We start from the raw sequence: 20,289 nt of genomic DNA, 5'->3' as shown, positions 1-20,289 counted from the left end.
CCGCGCGTCACGCGCAGCCGGTCTCCGCGCATTCTGCGCGCGACCACCCGCCGCCCAGCGCGCGGTACAGCGTGATCGCGTTGGTCAGCCGCAGTTGCTTCAGGCGGATCAGTTCCTGACCCGATTCGAACGTGCTGCGCTGCGCGTCGAGCAGTTCCAGATAGCTCGCCACCCCACCGCCGTAGCGCCGCTCGGCCAGCCTCAGCCGCTCGGCGTCGGCGCCGTAGACCGCTTTCTGCGCGGCGAGCTGCGCGTCGATCTGGTCGCGCGCGGCGAGCGCGTCGGCCACCTCGCGGAACGCGGTCTGGATCGACTTCTCGTACTCGGCGACCGCGATGTGCTTGCGCGCCTGCGCGACGTCGAGGTTCGCGCGATTGCGGCCTCCCGCGAAAATCGGCAGCGTGAGCCGCGGCGCGAACGACCACACGCCCGTCCCGCCCGAGAACAGGTTCGCGAAGGTGTCGCTGACCGAACCGATGTCGGTGGTCAGCGTGACGCGCGGGAAGAACGCGGCGCGCGCCGCGCCGATGTTGGCGTTGGCCGCGATCAGGCGCGCCTCGGCCTGACGGATGTCCGGCCGCCGCGCCAGCAGGTCGGACGACAGCCCCGCCGCGACCGGCGCCACCGCGAATTCGTCGAGCGCGGGCGCGCCGGCCGGCACGGTCTGCGTGAAGTCGCCGGTAAGCAGTTGCAGCGCGCTCACGGCGCCGGTGTGCTCGCGCGCGATCGCCGCCTGCGACGCGCGCGCCGATGCCACCAGCATCTCCGCCGTGCGCAGCTCGATCGCCGTGCTGGTGCCCGCCGCGTAGCGGCGCTGAGTGAGCGCATAGCTTCGTTCGCGGGCCTCCAGCGTCCGGTTCGCGAGCGTCAGCTGGTCGACGAGCGCGCGCTCGGCCACATAGGCCGACGCCACGCCCGCGATCAGGCTGATCCGCGCCGCGCGCTGCGCTTCCTCCGTAGCGAAGTACTCGGCAAGCGCCGCGTCCGACAGGCTCTTCACGCGGCCGAACAGATCCAGCTCGAACGCGCTCACGCCCACCCCGGCGCGGTACAGGCTGTTCACCGCGCTTTCGCGCACCACCGGATCGTATTGCCGGGTGCGCTCGTAGCCGAGGTTGCCGTCGACCGACGGCAGCCGGTCGGCGCGCGCGATGCCGTACAGCCCGCGCGCTTCCTGCACCCGCAGGGTGGCGACGCGCAGGTCGCGGTTGTTCGCGAGCGCCGCGTCGATCAGCGTCCGCAACGACGGCTCGGTGAAATAGCCGCGCCAGTCGTCGAGCAGCGCATCGCGCGCCGGCGCGGCGGCGTCCGGCGAGGCCGTCGCCGCCGCGCCGGGCGACGTCATGTAGGACGCCGGCACCGGCGCGGCCGGCCGTTCGTAGCGCGGCGCGAGCGTGCAACCCGCCAGCAGCGCGGCCGCGAACACGGCGGCCCAGCCCGGCGCCGCACGGCGAATGGGGAGGCGGCCTGCGCCGCTGTACCCGTGTTTCATCACTTCGTCTCCATCGCGGCCGCCGGCGTGTTGCCGCGCCGGCGCGGGCCGACATGGAACACGCGGCCGACGACCACGAAAAACAGCGGAACCAGGAAAATCGCGAACACCGTCGCGGTGATCACGCCGCCCAGCACCCCGGTGCCGATCGCCGTCTGCGCGCCCGACGCCGCACCGGACGCGAACGCGAGCGGCAGCACGCCGACGCCGAAGGCGAGCGACGTCATCACGATCGGGCGCAGCCGCAGCCGCGCGGCTTCGCGCGCCGCGTCGCCGAGCGACATGCCCTGCGCGTACAGATCCTTCGCCACCTCGACGATCAGGATCGCGTTCTTCGCGGACAAGCCGATCGTCGCGATCAGTCCCACCTTGAAATAGATATCGTTCGGCATCCCGCGCAGCGTGACGCCCAGCACCGCGCCGATCACGCCGAGCGGCACCACCAGCATCACCGCGAACGGGATCGACCAGCTTTCGTACAGCGCCGCGAGCGCGAGGAACACCACCAGCACCGACAGCGCGAACAGCATCGGCGCCTGCGCGCCCGACAGCCGCTCCTCGAACGACTGGCCCGACCACGCAAAGCCTACGCCGCCCGGCAGCCGCGCCGCGATCTGCTCGAGCGCCGCCATCGCCTCGCCGCTGCTGTGGCCGTGCGCCGACGAACCGTTGATCGTGAACGACGGATAGCCGTTGTAGCGGGTCAGCTGCGGCGGGCCCATGGTCCAGTGCATCGTCGCGAACGCCGACAGCGGCACCATCCCGCCCTTCGCATTGCGCACGCGCAGCTTCTGCACGTCGTCCGGGTCGATCCGGTGGCGGCCGTCCGCCTGTACGATCACGCGCCGCACCTGGGTGCCGTGCATGAAGTCGCCGATGTAGTCGGAGCCGAACATCACCGCGAGCGTCGTGTTGATCTCGTCCATCGACACGCCGAGCGCCGACGCCTTCACGCGATCGATGTCGAGCTTCAGCTGAGGCGCCTCCTGCGTGCCGGCGAACATCAGGTCGGTCAGCACCGGGTTCTTGTGGCCGTCGGCGAGCAGCTTTTCGCGCGCGGCGACGAGCGCCGTGTAGCCGATCCCGCTGCGATCCTGCAACCGGAAGTCGAAACCGCCCGTCGAACCGAGATCCGGCAGCGCCGGCGAATTCATCGCGAACACCATCGTGTTCGGCGTGTCCGCGAAGCGCGCGTTGATCCGCGCGACGATCGCCTGCACCTGATCGTGCGCGCGCTTGCGCTCCTTCCAGTTCTTCAGCGTGACGAAGATCATCCCGCCGTTCGGGCCCTCGCCGTACAGGTTGTACCCGCCGAGCGCGAACGTGTACGCGGCGGGCTCCTCGCCGCGCACGTACTGCTCGACCTGCTTCACGCTCTGCATCGTCTCGGCGAGCGGCGTGCCTTGCGGGCGGATCACCATCACCATGAAGTTGCCCTGGTCCTCGTCGGGCAGGAACGCGGTCGGCAGCTGCGTCATCATCAGCACCGCCGCCGCCGTCAGCCCGCCGTACACCGCGAGCCAGCGCAGCGGTTTCGCCAACAGCTGACCGACACGCCGCGAGTAGCGGTCGGTCGAACGCGCGACGAAGCGGTTGAACCAGCCGAAGAAGCCCTGCTTCTCGTGGTGCTCGCCGGATACGGGCTTCAGCAGCGTCGCGCACAGCGCGGGCGTGAGCGACAGCGCGAGGAACGCGGAGAAGCCGATCGACACCGCGAGCGCCATCGCGAACTGGCGGTAGATGTTGCCCACCGCGCCGCCGAAGAACGCCATCGGCACGAACACCGAGGTCAGCACGACCGTGATGCCGATGATCGCGCCGCTGATCTGGCCCATCGCCTTCACGGTGGCGTCGTACGGCGACAGCTTCTCCTCGACCATCAGCCGTTCGACGTTCTCGACGACGACGATCGCGTCGTCGACCAGGATGCCGATCGCGAGCACCATGCCGAACATGGTGAGCACGTTGATCGAGAAGCCCGCCGCGTACATCACGCCGAACGTGCCGAGCAGCGCGACCGGCACCACCAGCGTCGGGATCAGCGTCGCGCGGAAGTTCTGCATGAACAGGAACATCACCGCGAACACCAGCACGCCCGCCTCGATCAGCGTCGTCACGACCTTCTGCATCGATACCCGGACGAACGACGAGGTCTCGTACGGAATCTGATACTTGACGCCCGGCGGAAAATACTTCGACAGGTCGTCCATCGTCGCGCGCACGCGCTTCTCGGTCGCGACCGCGTTGGAGCCCGGCGCGAGCTTGATCCCCATCCCGGTCGCGGTCTTGCCGTTCACGTAGGACGGATAGTTGTAGTCGTTGCCGCCGAACTCGATCCGCGCGACGTCGCGCAGGAACAGCGCCGAACCGTCGGCGCGGCTGCGCAGCGTGATCGCGCCGAAATCCTCGGGCGTGCGCAGCGGCGCGTCGGCGAGTACCGTGGCCGCGATCGGCGCGCTGTCGGGCACCGCGCTGCGGCCGATGTCGCCGATCGTCACGCGCGCGTTATGCGCGCGCACGGCCGACGCGATGTCGGACGCGCTCAGGTCGAGCCCGGCCAGCTTCACCGGGTCCGGCCAGATCCGCATCGCGTACTCGGCGCCCCAGAACTGCACCTTGCCGACGCCCTCGACGCGGCGCAGCGCCTGCACGACGTTCGCGGATGCGTATTCGCCGAGCGGCACCGCGCCCATGCGGCCGTCTTCCGAGGTGAGCGACACGACGAGCTGGATGTTGTCCGCCGCCTTCTCGACCTGGATGCCGTCGCGCCGCACCGGTTCCGGCAGCCGCGCCTCGACGGTCTTCAGGCGGTTCTGCACCTCGACCGCCGCCAGATCCGCGTTCACGCCCTGCTTGAAGGTGAGCGTGAGCGACGCCGAACCGGCGCTGCTGGTCGCGGATGTATACAGCAGACCGGGCGCGCCATTCATTTCGCGCTCGATCACGGCCGTGACCGACTCCTCGACGACCTGCGCCGACGCGCCCGGATAGGCCGCATAGATACTGACGACGGGCGGCGCGATGTCCGGGTACTGCGCAATCGGCAGCGAACGGATCGCGAACAGGCCGCCCATCATGATGAACAGCGAGATCACCCACGCGAAGACGGGGCGATCGATAAAGAAACGAGCCATGGTGTGCGTCTGATTAGGTGTTGCCTGGAGCGGCGGCATGCGCCGCGGAAGCGCCGGCCGGGGCCGCCGCGCCGCGCTCGACCGCCTTCACGGCGGCGCCGGCCTCGAACTGGGCCGCGTTGTCGACCACCACGCGTTCGCCGCCTTGCAGCCCGCGCGTGATCAGCCATTCGGCGCCCTTCATCTGCGCGGTCTCGACCGTGACGTCGCGGATCTTGCCGTCTTGGCCGACGACCTTCACTGCCGCGTGGTCGGCGCTGCGCAGCACGGCGTCGCGCGGCACGAGAATCGCGTTGCGCTCGATCGCGCGATCGAGCGCGATGCGCACATAGGCGCCCGGCAGCAGGTCGCGGTCCGGATTCGGGAACAGCGCGCGCATCGCCACCGTGTCGGTGGCCGGATCGACCGCGAGATCCGCGAACAGCAGCTTGCCTTTGTGCGAATACGGCGTGCCGTCGGCGCGCAGCAGCGTCACCTCGATGTCCTGCTGCGCGATCCCGGCCGCGCGGCCGCTGCGCACGGCGTGCCGCAGCGCGTCGACATCGGCGGCGGGCTGCGAGAAGTTCACGTAGATCGGGTCGAGCTGCTCGACGGTCGTGAGCGGGGTCGCCTGATCCTGGCCGACCAGCGCGCCCTCGGTGACGAGCGCGCGGCGGGCGCGGCCGTCGATCGGCGCGGTGACGGTCGCATAGCCGAGCTGCAGCTTCGCGCGCGCCAGATCCGCCTGCGCCGACGTCACCGCCGCGCGCGCCTGGCGTTCGTCCGCCACCGCCTCGGTCTGGTCCCGCTCGCTGACCGCGCGGTCGCGCACCAGATCGTCGTAGCGGCGGCGCTTGTCGGCGGCCGCGAGCAGCGCCGCCTGCGCCTTCGCGAGCGCGCCCTCGGCGGCGTCGCGCGCCGCCTGGAGCGGCGCGGGATCGATCCGGAACAGCACCGCGCCCGCCTTCACCTCCTGGCCTTCCTGGTAGGGGCGCGCGGTCACGATGCCCGCGACCCGCGCGCGCACCTCGGCCTGCCGGTAAGCCTCGAGCCGGCCCGGCAGCTCGACCGACAGCGGGACGGGCGCCGTGTGCACGGTGACGACGGTGGCCGGGCGCGGCTGTGCCGCCGCCTCGCCGCCATCGCGCTTGCCGCAGCCGGCGGCGAACAGGACCGCGGCGAGGATCAGCAACAACGGGGGGCGCACGACAGCACGTTTATTTTTCATGAGAATCCTCAACATCGACTCAGCCCGTACAATGCGGGCCGTTCAGAGCGAGCGATTATAATCAGTCATGACTGATTGAATAAAGTGTCGTTTTGTAGCTGCTTGTCTGCGTGTCGCTAGAAAACGACAGCAAATCGTAAGGGAGAGGTTCGATATGGCCCGTAAAACCAGGGAAGAATCGCTGAACACCAGAAACCGCATCCTCGACGCGGCGGAACTGGTGCTGCTCGACAAGGGCGTGGCGCAGACCGCGATGGCCGATCTCGCGGAGGCAGCCGGCATGTCGCGCGGCGCGGTCTACGGGCACTACAAGAACAAGATCGAGGTATGCCTCGCGATGTGCGACCGCGCGTTCTCGCGTGCGGCGGAGGGTTTCGAGCTGGGCGACGAGCGGCCCGCGCTCGTCACGCTGCGCCTCGCCGCCTCCCACTATCTGCAGCAATGCGGCGAGCCGGGCTCGATGCAGCGCGTGCTCGAAATCCTCTACATGAAATGCGAGCAGAGCGACGAGAACGCGCCGCTGCTGCGCCGGCGCACGCTGTACGAAATGCAGACGCTGCGGATCGCCAAGGCGCTGCTGCGGCGCGCCGTCGCAGCGGGCGACCTCGACGCGGCCGTCGACATCCACCTCGCGGGCGTTTATTTCCTGTCGCTGCTCGAAGGGATCTTCGGCTCGATGATCTGGACCACGCGGCTGCGCGGCGACCGCTGGACCGACGCCGAGGCGATGCTCGACGCCGGCATCGATACCCTGCACGGCTCGCCCGCGCTACGGCGGCGCGCCGTCTGAGCAGCGCCGCACGGCTCTGCCCCTTTTATATATTCGAACTAGTTCGAGGAACAACCGGCGCGGTCGCCGGGTCACTTCTACTAGCGTCGATTCTCCCCCGCTGGTTTTTACCCGCCCAAGATGGATCGCCGTTCGGAGCGGACCTCGTCCGCGTTGATGGGCCGAACGGCGCGAAACAGGTCCGATCCGATCGCGTCCCGCTTCGTTGAACGCCTCTGTGCCGCCGGTGCGCGAAGCCGCCGCCGTCGCGCGCAGCCTGCTTGCCCACACCCTTTTTCGCCCGAATTCGTCTTTTCAAGGATGTGGACCCCTTTTGGCCAAGCCTACTGAATTGCCCGTCCCCGCCGCCCCGATCCGTGCCGGCGCCGCCGCGCCGCGCGCCCGTCCGATCCGTCGGCCCTGGCCCGCCGCGGGCGCGTTCGGCGCGTTGCTCGCGCTCGGGCTCGCGGCCGCGCTGCCGGCCGTCTCGAAACCACCGGCGGCCGCGCTCGACCGCGCGGCGAGCACGCCGCAGCGCGTGCTCGCCGATACGCCGTTCCCGAGCGCGCAGCAGTTCGTGTCGAACGAGCTTGCGCAACTGGTGGCGGACCGCACCGCGCCGCCGGGCCTGTTCGCGACGCTCACCGCGCATCGCAACGACCTGCTCGGGTACGGCGGCGCGATGTTCGCGCTGACGCCCGACGCCGCGCCCGCCGATCCGGGCCTGCGCGCGGGCGACATCGACCGCACGCTCGCCGACACGCTGAACCACGTCGACCTGCCGCCCGAAGTGCGGATCCAGATCGGCGACCTGATCTCCGGCAAGGTGAAGATGCGCGCGCCCGCGCAGCCCGGCGACCGCTACCGCATCGCGTTCGACACCGCATCGGGCAAGCCGCGCGTGACGGCCATCGAGCTGCGCGTCGCGGGCCGCGCGTTCGGCGCGCTCTGGTTCAAGCCGCCCGGCGACGCGCAAGGCGCGTACTACGCGTTCGACGGCAGTCCGCTCGAGGGCGCCGCCTTCACGATGCCCGTCATCAGCACCCGCATCAGCTCGTACTTCGGCGAACGCATCCATCCGCTATCGCATCTGCGCCAGGTGCATACCGGCGTCGATCTCGCCGCGCCGCGCGGCACGCGCGTCAATGCCGCGGCAAACGGCGTCGTATCGTTCGTCGGCACCGATCCGGGCGGCTACGGCAAGTACGTGGTCGTCGATCATCCGGGCGGCTACTCGACCTACTACGCGCATCTGTCGGCATTCGCGCCGGGCCTGAAAACCGGCCAGGATCTCGCGCAGGGGCAACGGCTCGGCTCGGTCGGCTCGACGGGCGCCGCCACGGGTCCGCACCTGCATTTCGAGGTGCGGATCGCCGACCAGCCGGTCGATCCGCTCGTCACGCTCGCTCAGGCGCAAAACACGCTGTCCGGCATGCAGATGACCGCGTTCCGGCATCAGTTGGGCGAAACCCGCCTGGCACTGGCGTCGATCGCCGCGCAGCCGCTCGGCTTCGCGCAGATCGATCCGCCGCTGTGGGCCGATTTCGCGCGCGACGAATCGACGCTTCGGGCGATCTTCAATACGCATTACACGGCGTCCTGACCTCGGCGCGCGGACTGGTGGAGCCGCCCGCGCTTCGCTATGATCATCGGCTTGCGCCGCGCGCCTGTCGCATCGCGCGGCGCAACCGGTTGCCGCCCCCCGGCGGCGCGTTCGTCAAGGATGGAACGACCCGATGGCGCCCTCGCATTATTTCCGCAGCCTTGCCGGCAAGGACCGCAGCCTCAGCGGCAATCGCCACCTCGGCTTCTCGCTCGCGTTCGTCGCGGGCGCCGCCAACGCGGGCGGCTTCCTCGCGGTCCATCAATACACGTCGCACATGAGCGGCATCGTGTCGGCGATCGCCGACAACGCCGCGCTGGGCGACCTCGTGCTGGTGCTGTCGGGCGTCGCCGCGCTGTTGTCGTTCGCAACCGGCGCCGCGTCGTCCGCGATCCTCGTCAACTGGGGCCGCCGGCGCGGGCTGCAGAGCCAGTATGCGTCGCCCCTTCTCGTCGAAGCGGCGCTGCTGCTCGCGTTCGGGCTGCTCGGCAGCCAGCTCGCCGCGCACCGCCCGCTGTTCGCGCCGCTCACCGTGATCCTGCTGTGCTTCATCATGGGTTTGCAGAACGCGATGATCACGAAGCTCTCCAACGCGGAGATCCGCACCACCCACGTGACCGGCATGGTCACCGACATCGGCATCGAACTGGGCAAGCTGTGCTATCCGAAGCGCGCGGCGAGCGCGGCCACGCTGCCGCCCGTGGCGGCGAACCTGCCGCGCCTGCGGGTGCTGTCGGTGATGCTCGGCATGTTCTTCGTCGGCGGCATCCTGGGAGCGATCGGCTTCAAGCGGTTCGGCTATGCGTCGACGATCCCGCTCGCCGCGATACTCGCCGTGCTCGCGGCCGTGCCGCTGGCCGACGATCTGCGCGGCCGCTTCCGGCTGCGCTGACGGGATGGACGTGACGCGGCCCGCGCATCGCAACACCGGACCGGCTGGCATCGCGGCGGTCCCGCACCTACACTGAAAACGTCCTTGACAGCCGGATGGCGGACCCGCCGAGGGTCCGTCACGCATTCACGACGATGCACGTTTTCAAGAACCGCCTCGACGCCGGACGGCAACTCGCGCAGGCACTGCCCGAACGCGTGCTCGCGGGCCGCGCCGTCGTGCTCGCGCTGCCGCGCGGCGGCGTGCCGGTCGGTTGGGAGGTCGCCAGGGCGCGCGGCCTGCCGTTTGACATCTGTGTCGTGCGCAAGCTCGGCGTGCCGGGTCATCGCGAACTCGCGATGGGCGCGATCGCGGCGAACGGCGTGCTTGTCGTCGAACGCGGCGTGGTCGCGGCGGAACGGGTGTCGGACGCGCATTTCACCCAGGTGCTGAACGCGGAGCGCGACGAACTGACGCGCCGCGAGGCGCGCTATCGCGCGGGCGAGCCGCCGCTCGATCTTGCCGCGCGCACCGTGATCGTGGTCGACGACGGCATGGCCACCGGCGCATCGCTGAAAGCCGCGCTGCGCGCGATTCGCGCGCAACGGCCCGCGATGCTCGTCGTCGCGGTGCCCGTCGCGCCGGCCGGCGCCGCGCAGGAATTCGACGCCGAACCGATCGACGCGTTCGTCTGCCTGCGCGCGCCGTCGCTCTTTTTCAGCGTCGGACAGTACTACGAGGATTTCCGCGAAGTAGATGACACCGTGGTCCGCGCCTGTCTCGACGAAGCGCGGCGCATCGCGCAGTAGCGCGGCGCGCCGACACGCGCACCGGTTCGCGCGCCCGGCCCGGATCGTCACGCATCGCGGTACCGCCCGACGATTCGACCGGCGCACGGCCGTCTCATCCGGCCGTGAAACAACCTAGCCCGGCTCGCCGCTCGAAGCCGGGCGCACCCCGCCGGGCTGCGGCTCGCCGTGCGAACGCGCGCGCCGGCTGCGAGTCAGCAGCCAGGTCGCGATGCGATCGAGCGCCGTGCACAGGATCAGGTAGATCACGCCGACGAACAGGAAAATCTGTGCCGGATAGACCATCAGCCGGTTGTTGATCTGCGTCGCGACGAACGACAGCTCCGGCACGCCGACGATATAGGCCAGCGACGTGTCCTTGACAAGCGACACCCACTGGTTGACGAACGACGGCGTCATGATCCGCACCGCCTGCGGCAGCAGCACGTAGCGCACGGTCTGCCCGCGCGTGAGCCCGAGCGACAGGCCCGCCTGCCACTGCCCCGCGCCCGCCGCGCGAATCCCGGCGTGCACCGAGTGCGCGAGATACGCGCCACCGATCAGCGACAGCGCGCAGACCACCGCCGCCAGCCCCGGCACGTCGGCATGCAGCAGCACCGGCAGCAGGAAATAGGTCCAGAAGATCAGCATCAGCACCGGAATCGCGCGAAAAAAACCGATCACGATCAGCAGCACCGCGCGCGGCCAGCCGCGCCACAGCGCGAGCGCGACGCCGCCCAGCACGCCGAGCAGCGCGGACGCAAGCGCCGACGCGACGGCCAGCGCGAGCGACAGCGCCGCGCCGCCCAGCGGGCCGTCGGGAAACGCGCCGACCAGCAGGTACGGCAGATTGTCGAGGAACAGCGAGGGATCCATCGTCAGCGTCCCGCGAAAGTCCGCTCGCGCCGGTGCGCGGCCCAGTGCGCGAACGCTTCGACGACGGCGATCGCACCGATGTACAGCACGGTCGCGATGCCGAACGCGGCGAAGGTCCGGAAGGTTTCGGTCTCGACCTGCCGCGATGCATACGACAGCTCGGCGACGCCGATCGCCATCGTCAGCGACGAATTCTTGATCAGATTCATGTATTGCCCGAACAGCGGCGGTAGCGCGATACGCACCGCCTGCGGCAGCACGACGAAGCGGAACGCCTGCAGCGGCGTGAGCCCCAGCGCGGCCGATGCATGGTATTGCCCGACGGGTACACCGCGCAGACCGGCCTGGAACTCCTCCGCGACGAACGCCGTGGTGTAGAGGCTCAACCCCACCCAGCCCGCGATGAATTCGAATGACGGCCAGTGCAGCGCGAATCCGCCGACGCTCAGCGCATGCCGCGCATTCAGCCACCCGATCACGGGCTCCGGCAGTAGCGCGGCGACGCCGAAATACCAGAACAGCAGCTGCACGATCAACGGCGTGTTGCGGAACGCGACGATGTACGCGCTCGCGGCGCGGCGCAGCCAGCCCGCGCGCGCATGACGCGCGATCGCGAGCGCGAAGCCCGCGAGCGTCGCGGCGAGCGCGGCCGCCGCCGCGAGCCCCAGCGTCAGCAGGAAGCCCTGCCACAACCACATCAGATACTTCGGAGCCAGCCAGCCTTCCATCTTCGATCGACCTGTCGCACGAATGAAGCGCAATGCCGGCCCTCGGGCCGGCATGCGAGAGCGGCGAAGGCGTCGTGCGCCTTCGCCGCGTGACGGCACGCGACCCGGATCAGGTCTTGTCGCCGATCTTGAAGATCCGCGTGAGCGGCGTCTTCGTGGACGGGCCGAACCAGCTGTTGTAGATCTGGTTCGCCCGCCCGTTCGCCTCGAGGCCCTTCAGCGTGTCGTTGACGAACGCGACGAGACGCGTTTCGCCCTTCGGCGCGCCGACACCCATGTAGTCGTTCGAGATCGTGAACGCGGGAATCTCGTAGTTCTGCTTGTCCGGCACGTTCGCGAGCAGGCCGATCAGCTTCGGACCGTCCTGCGTGATTGCCTGCACGTTGCCGGCCCGCAGTGCCGCGAACGCGAACGGCGTGTCGTCGTAGGCGACGATGGTCGCCTGCGGATACTTGTCGCGCAGCGTGATCTCGTTCGTCGTGCCCTTGTCCGCGCCGATGCGCAGGCTGTTCAGCTGATCGGCCGATTTCAGCGCGCCCTTCTTCGCGAGGAACTGCTGGCCCGACGAGAAATACGGAATGCTGAAATCGACCTGCTTCGCACGCTCGTCGGTAATCGTGAAGTTCGCGAGCACCAGGTCGACCTTGCCGGAGGTCAGGAACGGAATGCGGTTCGCGGGATTGGTCGGCTGCAGCTGCAGCTTGACGCCGAGCTTGTCGGCGAGCGCCTTCGCGTAGTCGACGTCGAGACCGACGATGCGGTTCGACTTCGGATCGACATAGCCGAAGGGCGGATTGCTGTCGAACGTGGCGACGCGCAGCACGCCCGCTTTCTTGATGTCGTCGAGGCGGTCCGCCTGGGCCGCGACGTGCGCGGCCGCGAGAGAAAAGCCGATGAGCCAGGTAGCGAGTGTCTTGAGTTTCATTGATACGACCTCTTGTTATACCGGCGCGCACCACGCGCGATCCGGCTGATTTGTCGACGCAGCGAAAAGACGCTGCGAGGCCGTCACCGTATCAGTGCATGCACCGTTTTCGAACCAACAAATGCTGCTGTCGTCAGCAGCTTTTCTGCTATTTCGCCTGGGCGCCCCGGACGCGGCGCCGTCAATGCTGCACGCCCCAGCGCCGGACGGTCAGCCGCTCCAGCGTGTCGAACACGCCGTGCTCGACGATCAGGCCGATCACGATCACCGCCGCGAGTCCGGCGAACACGCGGTCGGTATACAGCTCGTTGCGATTCTGGAAGATGTACCAGCCGAGGCCGCCGCCGCCCGCACTCGCGCCGAACACCAGCTCGGCGGCGATCAGCGTGCGCCACGCGAAGGCCCAGCCGACCCGCAGCCCCGCGAGGATCGCCGGCAGCGCGGCGGGAATCAGGATCGCGACCACCTGCCGCACGCCGGTCAGTCCATAGTTGCGGCCGACCATGCGCAGCGTGGCGGGCACCGCGCCGAAGCCCGCGAACGTATTCAGCGCAAGCGGCCAGAGCACCGCGTGCACCAGCACGAACAGCAGGCTGCCGGTGCCGAGACCGAACCACAGCAGCGCGAGCGGCAACAGCGCGATCGACGGCAGCGGATTGAACATCGCGGTCAGCATCGTCAGCAGATCCCGGCCGATTCGCGTCGACGCCGCGAGCGCCGTCAGCACGAACGCGCACGCCACGCCGAGCGCATAGCCGCGCAACAGCACCGAGAACGACACCGCGGTCTTGCCGATCAGCTCGCCGCTCGCGATGCCGTCGACGAACGCGCGCGCCGTCGCGCCGAACGTCGGCAGCAGCAGGTCGTTGTCGACCCGCCGCGCCACGGTCTCCCACACGCCGATCAGCACGAGCGCGATCAACGCCTTGCGCAGCCAGCCTCGATCGCTCAGGCGCCCGGCGAGCGGCCGCCGATGCGCGGCCGGCGCGGGTTCGTCGGGCACGAGCGGCGCCAGTGCGATTTCGTATTCGGCCCGCACGGGCGGCATCGAGGGCAAGGTCATGCGGGCGCTCCCGTGTCGTCGAACAGCAGGCGGTGAATCCGCTCGGCCGCGCGCTGAAAATCCGCTCGCCCGACGCTGTCCTCGTTGAAATGGTGGCTGTTGAGTTCCGCGCGAACGCGTCCGGGATGCGGCGACAGCAGCAGGATCCGATTGCCGACCACCAGCGCCTCGTCGATCGAATGGGTGACGAACAGCAGCGTGAAACGCGCGTCGTCCCACAGCTGCAGCAGTTCCTGCTGCATCCGCCGGCGCGTCAGCGCGTCGAGCGCCGCGAACGGCTCGTCCATCAGCAGCACGCGCGGCTCCATCGCCAGCGCGCGGGCGATCGCGACCCGCTGCTTCATGCCGCCCGACAGGGTATGCGGATACGCGTCGGCGAAGCCGCTCAGGCCGACCTTCTCTAGCGCCGCGCCGGCGCGGCGGGCGGCCTCGTCGCGCGGCAGCCGCTTCGCGATCCGCAGCGCGAACGCGACGTTTTCCAGCACCGTCTTCCACGGCGGCAGCTGGTCGAACTCCTGGAACACGACGATGCGATCGGCGCCCGGCCCGCGCACCGGTTCGCCCGCGAGCGCGATGGTGCCCGACACGGGCGCGACGAACCCGGCGATCGCCTTGAGCAAGGTGGATTTGCCGCAGCCGGACGGGCCGAGCAGCACGAAGCGGTCGGCGCCGTACACGTCGAAGCTCACGTCCTGGGTTGCCCGCACCCGCCGCGCGCCGCTACCGTATTCGAGCGAGACCCGGTCGACCCTGAGCAACCTGTCGCTCTCGGCCGGCCGGGGCGCGGCGTATTCCGTCCCGCCGGAAACCCGTCTTAACGGATCGGCTGCCATCGATTCCACTCCATGGGTCCCCGCCGGGATCGTCCAAAAAAAAGCCCGCTTCGAAAGCGGGCGAGAATCCCAGTCAAGGAGGTGTCACACGAACTACGGGTTCAGATTAAGGCGCCGGACCCCTGCGCACAACGAAGCATTTCCGATATCGTTATCGCGTCCGCCGGGATGACGGCCGCGCGCATCGCTCAGCTTCCCTGCGCGGTCGCCGGATCCGCGAAAAAATAGTCTCGCCACGATTTCGGCTCGGTGCGGATCGCGCCGATCCGGTACATGAACTGCGCCAGCTTGAAGGTGTTTTGCGGCGCGATCCCGAACTGCACAGCCGGGTTCCTGACGATGCCGAGCAGCAGCGCGCGGTCGGTCTTCGCCTGGTTCACGCGCAGATAGGCGTCGACCGCGCCGTCCGGATTCGCCTGCACGTAGCGGGCGGCCGCCGCGAGCGCGGCGACGAACGCGCGATAGGTGCGCGGATTCTCGTCGCGGAATTTCTCGGTCGCGTACAGCACCGTGGCGGAACTGGGGCCGCCCAGCACGTCGTAGGAGCTGAGCACGACATGCGCGTTCGGGTTGCCCGCCAGTTCCTGCTCCTGGAACGGCGGATTGCCGAAATGCCCGGTGATCTCGGTGCCGCCCGCGATGATCGCCGCCGCCGCGTCCGGGTGCGGTATCGCCTGGGTCAGCCGGTCGAGCCGGTTGTAGTCGCGCTCGCCCCAGCGCTGCGCGGCCGCGTACTGCAGCACCCGCGACTGCACCGACACCGTGACCGCCGGCAACGCGATACGGTCGCGGTCGGTGAAATCGGCGATCGTCCTGATGCGCGGATTGTTGCTGACCAGGTAGTACGGCAAGCTGCCGAGGGACGCGACGCCCTTCACGTTCTGCTTGCCCCGCGTGCGGTCCCAGATCGTCAGCAGCGGGCCGACCCCGGCCCCCGCGATGTCGACCGAGCCGGACAGCAGCGCGTCGTTGATCGCCGCGCCGCCCGACAGCTTCGCCCACTCGACCTGGATCTCGAGCCCCTCCTTGCGCCCTTCCTGCTCGATCAGCCGCTGATCGCGCGCGACGTTGAGCAGCAGATAGACGATGCCGAACTGTTCGGCGATGCGAATCCGCCCTTCGGCGCGCGCCGCCGGCGCCGCGCCGAACGTGACCGCGGCCAGTGCCGCCGCGAGCGCAACCGCGATCGAACGTCGCCCGATGAATGACCTGCGTGCCATGCTTGCTCCCGATCTCCGCGAAAACCAGCGGTCGAATCTAGAGAGCGCGCGAAACCGGGTCAACGAAGCATATCGGCAACGCTTATCCGCTGCCGCGATAAGGACCGCGCCCCGGACGGCGCGCGCGCATAAAAAACGGCGCTTCGCCGTGAGACGAAGCGCCGCGTGCGGCCGGTTGCCGCGCCGGGGTCAGGCCGGAATCACGGCTCGTGACGCAGGTAGCCGTCCTTGCTCGGATCGCGCATCTTGTACGACACGATCAGCGAGACGGCGCACAGCGCGGTCACATACCAGTAGAACGTCGATTCGCTGCCGGCCGCCTTGAACCACAGCGCGACATACTCCGCCGAGCCGCCGAAGATCGCGTTGGCGACCGCGTACGACAGGCCGACGCCCATCGCCCGCACTTCCGGCGGGAACATCTCCGCCTTGATCAGGCCGCTGATCGACGTGTAGAAGCTGACGATCGCGAGCGCGACGATGATCAGGCCGAACGCCGCATACGGGTTCGACACGTCCTTCAGCGCGTGCATCAGCGGCACCGTGCCGATCACCGCGAACGACCCGAACAGAAGCATCGACATCCGCCGGCCGATCTTGTCGGACAGCGCGCCGAACAGCGGCTGCATCAGCATGTAGACGAACAGCGCGGCCGTCATCACGCTGCTGGCCGTTTTCACGTGCATGCCGGCGGTGTTGACGAGGTACTTCTGCATGTAGGTCGTGAACGTGTAGAAGATCAGCGAGCCGCCCGCGGTGAAGCCGACCACCGTCAGGAACGCGCCCTTGTGCTGCCACACGCCGCGGATCGTGCCCGCGTCCTTCGCCTTGCGCGATTCGCTCGTCGAGGTTTCGTCGAGCGACTTGCGCAGGTACAGCGAAATCAGCGCGGCGAACGCGCCGACCACGAACGGAATGCGCCAGCCCCATGCCCGCAGTTCCTCCGTCGACAGCGTCTGCTGCAGGATCACCAGCACCAGCAGCGCGCACAGCTGGCCGCCGATCAGGGTCACGTACTGGAACGACGCGAAGAAGCCGCGGCGGCCCTTCAGCGCGACTTCACTCATGTAGGTCGCGCTGGTGCCGTATTCGCCGCCGACCGACAGCCCCTGGAACAGCCGGGCGACAAGCAGCAGGAACGGCGCGATCGCGCCGATCTGCGCATAGGTGGGCAGCACCGCGATCACCAGCGAGCCGCCGCACATCATCAGCACCGAGATCATCATCGCGGCGCGGCGCCCGTGCCGGTCGGCGATGCGGCCGAACAGCCAGCCGCCGATCGGCCGCATCAGGAAGCCGGCCGCGAACACCCCGGCCGTGCTCATCAACTGCGTCGTCGTGTTGCCGCTCGGGAAGAACGCCGGCGCGAAATACAGCGAGCAGAACGAGTAGATGTAAAAGTCGAACCACTCGACGAGGTTGCCCGACGACGCGCCGACGATCGCCATCACGCGGCGTCGGGTGTCGTGCGGAGCCAGAGCGGTCTGGTCGGTCTGGACGTTCATGGATGGTCTGTTCCTTGTAGTTCTTTGATGGCATCGCGGCCGATGAGCCGCCGCGGTCCGGAATGCGGGAAGTGATACCGGTTCCACTCCCTCGCGCCCGGCGATTTTAGCCAAATGTAAGCTGGAGGGCTGTCCGGGAACGCCCCGATGCGGAAATAAATTCTTGCCCGGACCGGTCTCCAGACGAAAACGCCAGCCCAAGGGCTGGCGTTTCATGCAAGCTTGATGAAGGCGGCCGCGCGACCGTCACCGCGTCAGAGCCGGACTTCGGGCGCGGTATAGCGGCATTCGTAGCGCTTGCGCACCGTGCCGGTCTCGTCGACGCTCTCCAGGAACACGTCGAACTGCCACAGCCGGGCCATGTGCTTCAGGACTTCCTCGCTGTCGTTCGACAGATGCCGGTTGTCGGTCATGAAATGGCGCAGGGTCAGGCTGCGGTCGCCCCGCGTGTTGACCGCCCACACCTGGATGTTCGGCTCGCGGTGGTGGATGTCGTACTGGCGGGACAGCGACTGGCGCACGGACTGGTAGCCGCTGTCGTCATGGATCGCCGAGACTTCGAGCGAATCGCGCATGTCGTCGTCCAGCACCGAGAAGAGCCGCATTTCGCGAATCAGGCTCGGCGACAGATACTGCGCGATGAAGCTTTCGTCCTTGAAGTTGCGCATCGCGTAATGCAGCGCCGGCAGCCACGGGCTGCCCGCCAGTTCGGGGAACCAGCGGCGGTCCTCCTCCGTCGGCGCCTCGCAGATCCGGCGGATGTCGCTCATCATCGAGAAGCCGAGCGCATACGGGTTGATGCCGCTGTAGTACGGCTTCGTGACGGGCGGCTGGTAGATCACGTTGCTGTGCGAATGGAGGAACTCCATCATGAAGCCGTCTTCCAGCTTGCCCTGGTTGTACAGCGTGTTGAGCAGCGTGTAATGCCAGAACGTCGCCCAACCCTCGTTCATCACCTGGGTCTGGCGCTGCGGGTAGAAATACTGGCCGATCTTGCGCACGATGCGGATCACCTCGCGCTCCCACGGCTCGAGCAGCGGCGCGTTCTTCTCCGCGAAGTACAGCAGGTTCTCCTGCGGCTCCGGCGGATAGCGGCCGTCCAGTTCCTCCGCCAGCTCCAGCTTCTTGCCCGGCAGCGTGCGCCACAGCTCGTTGACCTGCGACTGCAGGTACGCCTCGCGCTCGCGCCGCAGCGCCGCTTCCTTCGACAGCGACGGCTTTTGCGGGCGCTTGTAGCGGTCGACGCCGTAGTTCATCAGCGCGTGGCACGAATCGAGCAGTTCCTCGACCCGGTCGAGCCCGTGACGCTCCTCGCATTCGGCGACGTAGTTCTTCGCATAGACCAGGTAGTCGACGATCGCATGCGCGTCGGTCCACAGCCGAAACAGGTAGTTGCCCTTGAAGAACGAATTGTGGCCGTACGCCGCGTGCGCGATGACGAGCGCCTGCATCGTCATCGTGTTCTCTTCCATCAGGTACGCGATGCACGGATTCGAGTTGATGACGATCTCGTACGCGAGCCCCATCTGCCCGCGCCGGTAGCTCTTCTCGGTGGACAGGAAATGCTTGCCGAACGACCAGTGGCGATAGTTGACGGGCATCCCGACCGACGCATACGCGTCCATCATCTGCTCGGCGCTGATCAGTTCGAGCTGGATCGGGTAGATGTCGAGCTCGTACTGCTCCGCGACTTGCGCGATGTGGGTGTCGTATTCCTCGATCAGTTCGAACGTCCAGTCGGACGGACACGGCAGCGGTTTGCGGTCGGCAACGTTCATGCGCGCTTCCTTCGGCCCGCTCGCGGGCGCTTCTGGGGGCGGCGCGGGCGCGTCGGCCGACGGACCGCCGGCTTCGCCGGCGGCCGGCTCCGATGCGTCGGCGCCCTGGCGGCGCGGTTGGTACCCGCGCGCTTCGTTATGCAGATGCCGGGTGGTCATAGGCGTTACGTCTCCACGTGCTTTTCGAACAATTCGCGAAACACGGGATAGATGTCGGCCGCCGATTCCACCTTCTTCATCGCGAGATGCGGTTGCGACAACGCCAGTTGCGCGTATTCCAGCCACAGGTTCTGCTCTTCCTGCGTCACCTGGATGTAAGCGAAGTAGCGCGTCTTGGTGAGGATATCCTCTTCCAGGATCTTGCGGCACTTCGGCGAATCGTCGGTCCAGTTGTCGCCGTCGGACGCCTGCGCGCCGTAGATGTTCCATTCGGTCGGCGAGTAGCGCTCGTCCATCACCTTGCGCATCAGTTCGAGCGCGCTCGACACCACCGTGCCGCCGCTTTCGGTCGAATGAAAGAACGTGTCCTCGTCGACCTCCTCGGCCCGCGTGTGGTGACGGATGAACACCACCTCGATCCGCTCGTAGTTGCGTTTCAGGAACAGGTACAGCAGGATGAAGAAGCGCTTCGACAGATCCTTGCGCTGTTCGTCCATCGAGCCGGACACGTCCATCAGGCAGAACATCACCGCCTGGCTCGACGGTTGCGGCTGCTTCACGCGGTTGATGTAGCGCAGATCGAACGGATCGATGAACGGAATCCGCCAGATGCGTCCCCTCAGGTGATGGATTTCCGCCTCGAGCGCCTCGATCTCTTCGCGGCGGTCGGCCGGATCGTTCTCGAGCGCTTCGAGCTTCGCCTCGAGTTCGCGCAGCGCGTTGACGAGCGGCGAGCCGAGCGCGATGCGCCGGCCGAGCGCGCTGCGCAGCGAGCGCACGACGTCGATGTTGTTCGGCGTGCCTTCCGCCGCCCAGCCCGCGCGCACGCTCTTCCAGCTCGGCACCGTCAGCAGGTGGGTCTTGACGAGGCGCGGCAGCTCCAGATCGTCGAAGAAGTACTGCATGAACTCTTCGCGGCTCAGCTCGAACACGAAGTCGTCCTGCCCTTCGCCTTCGTTGCTCGCCTGGCTGCCGCCGCCGCCCGATCCGCCGGGCGGACGCGGGATCTTGTCGCCGCGGATGTAGTCGGAATTGCCGGGGTGGACGATTTCGCGCCGCCCGCCCGGGCCATGCCGGAACGACGGCTCCGCGATGTCCTTGCGGGGAATGGTGATGCTCTGCGTACTCTGAATGTCCTTGATGCTGCGGTCGCGCACGGCGTCCGAAACCGCGCGACGAATATAGTTCTTGACGCGACGCAGGAAGCGTTCGCGGTTTGCAATGCTCTTATTCTTGCCGGCCAGCCTGCGGTCGATGATTTGATGAAGCACTCCCGGTCTCCCGCTCGAATGTCCATATGCCGGGACGCGCGCCGCACATGCGTTGACTCGTCATGCG

Annotated in this window: 16 protein-coding genes; 4 read left to right on the top strand and 12 right to left on the bottom strand. The window is 68.2% G+C overall.

The window, feature by feature from the left end:
- Nucleotides 1–7 precede the first annotated feature (7 nt).
- Genes RZR99_RS02600 through RZR99_RS02590 form a run of 3 tightly spaced genes read right to left on the bottom strand, consistent with a single transcriptional unit; the run spans nt 8 to nt 5,833 of the window.
- On the bottom strand, nt 8–1,492 hold the full coding sequence (locus tag RZR99_RS02600) for an efflux transporter outer membrane subunit (RefSeq protein ID WP_323118178.1): 1,485 nt from the start codon (nt 1,490–1,492) through the stop codon (nt 8–10).
- Nucleotides 1,492–4,626, bottom strand: a complete 3,135-nt coding sequence (locus tag RZR99_RS02595; protein ID WP_323118177.1) for a multidrug efflux RND transporter permease subunit — start codon at nt 4,624–4,626, stop codon at nt 1,492–1,494. The genes RZR99_RS02600 and RZR99_RS02595 overlap by 1 nt, the downstream gene beginning before the upstream one ends.
- A gap of 13 nt (nt 4,627–4,639) precedes the next feature.
- The gene (locus RZR99_RS02590) at nt 4,640–5,833 is read right to left on the bottom strand and encodes a MexX/AxyX family multidrug efflux RND transporter periplasmic adaptor subunit (protein ID WP_323118176.1); all 1,194 of its coding nucleotides are present in this window, start codon (nt 5,831–5,833) and stop codon (nt 4,640–4,642) included.
- 154 nt (nt 5,834–5,987) lie between these two features.
- Here RZR99_RS02590 and RZR99_RS02585 point away from each other — a divergent pair, with 154 nt between their 5' ends.
- From RZR99_RS02585 to RZR99_RS02570, 4 genes are all read left to right on the top strand, one after another.
- Nucleotides 5,988–6,623, top strand: coding sequence for a TetR family transcriptional regulator (locus RZR99_RS02585; protein WP_323118175.1), 636 nt, complete (start codon nt 5,988–5,990; stop codon nt 6,621–6,623).
- Between the two features lie 313 nt (nt 6,624–6,936).
- A complete protein-coding gene (locus RZR99_RS02580) occupies nt 6,937–8,205 on the top strand; it encodes a M23 family metallopeptidase (protein WP_407655393.1) in 1,269 nt (422 codons plus the stop codon).
- A gap of 133 nt (nt 8,206–8,338) precedes the next feature.
- Nucleotides 8,339–9,097, top strand: coding sequence for a YoaK family protein (locus RZR99_RS02575; protein WP_323118174.1), 759 nt, complete (start codon nt 8,339–8,341; stop codon nt 9,095–9,097).
- 134 nt (nt 9,098–9,231) lie between these two features.
- Nucleotides 9,232–9,885 (top strand): phosphoribosyltransferase, encoded by a 654-nt coding sequence (locus tag RZR99_RS02570; protein WP_323118173.1) that lies wholly within the window; start codon nt 9,232–9,234, stop codon nt 9,883–9,885.
- A gap of 114 nt (nt 9,886–9,999) precedes the next feature.
- On the opposite strand, the gene RZR99_RS02565 is transcribed toward RZR99_RS02570, so the two are convergent.
- From RZR99_RS02565 to RZR99_RS02525, 9 genes are all read right to left on the bottom strand, one after another.
- Nucleotides 10,000–10,740: an amino acid ABC transporter permease gene (locus RZR99_RS02565; protein ID WP_323118172.1), complete on the bottom strand. Its 741-nt coding sequence runs from the start codon at nt 10,738–10,740 to the stop codon at nt 10,000–10,002.
- 2 nt (nt 10,741–10,742) lie between these two features.
- Complete coding sequence (locus RZR99_RS02560) at nt 10,743–11,468, bottom strand: amino acid ABC transporter permease (protein ID WP_323118171.1); 726 nt, start codon at nt 11,466–11,468, stop codon at nt 10,743–10,745.
- A gap of 109 nt (nt 11,469–11,577) precedes the next feature.
- Nucleotides 11,578–12,393 (bottom strand): ABC transporter substrate-binding protein, encoded by an 816-nt coding sequence (locus RZR99_RS02555; protein WP_323118170.1) that lies wholly within the window; start codon nt 12,391–12,393, stop codon nt 11,578–11,580.
- A 181-nt stretch (nt 12,394–12,574) separates the two neighbouring features.
- Complete coding sequence (locus RZR99_RS02550) at nt 12,575–13,456, bottom strand: ABC transporter permease (RefSeq protein ID WP_323118169.1); 882 nt, start codon at nt 13,454–13,456, stop codon at nt 12,575–12,577.
- Nucleotides 13,453–14,289 carry an ABC transporter ATP-binding protein gene (locus tag RZR99_RS02545; RefSeq protein ID WP_323118168.1) on the bottom strand — a complete coding sequence of 279 codons (837 nt, stop codon included), beginning with the start codon at nt 14,287–14,289 and terminating at the stop codon, nt 13,453–13,455. Before RZR99_RS02545 ends, RZR99_RS02550 begins: the two co-directional genes overlap by 4 nt.
- A 188-nt stretch (nt 14,290–14,477) precedes the next feature.
- Nucleotides 14,478–15,509, bottom strand: coding sequence for an ABC transporter substrate-binding protein (locus RZR99_RS02540; protein WP_323118167.1), 1,032 nt, complete (start codon nt 15,507–15,509; stop codon nt 14,478–14,480).
- 200 nt (nt 15,510–15,709) lie between these two features.
- Entirely contained in the window at nt 15,710–17,014 is a 1,305-nt protein-coding gene (locus RZR99_RS02535; RefSeq protein ID WP_323118166.1) for an MFS family transporter, read from the bottom strand.
- Between the two features lie 254 nt (nt 17,015–17,268).
- Nucleotides 17,269–18,951, bottom strand: a complete 1,683-nt coding sequence (locus RZR99_RS02530) for a SpoVR family protein (RefSeq protein WP_323118165.1) — start codon at nt 18,949–18,951, stop codon at nt 17,269–17,271.
- Nucleotides 18,952–18,956: 5 nt separating this feature from the next.
- Nucleotides 18,957–20,222, bottom strand: a complete 1,266-nt coding sequence (locus RZR99_RS02525; protein ID WP_323118164.1) for a YeaH/YhbH family protein — start codon at nt 20,220–20,222, stop codon at nt 18,957–18,959.
- Between the last annotated feature and the right edge of the window lie 67 nt (nt 20,223–20,289).

Source organism: Burkholderia alba, assembly GCF_034721475.1.
Classification (GTDB): domain Bacteria; phylum Pseudomonadota; class Gammaproteobacteria; order Burkholderiales; family Burkholderiaceae; genus Burkholderia; species Burkholderia alba.
This window is presented reverse-complemented; position numbering and strand designations above follow the sequence as displayed.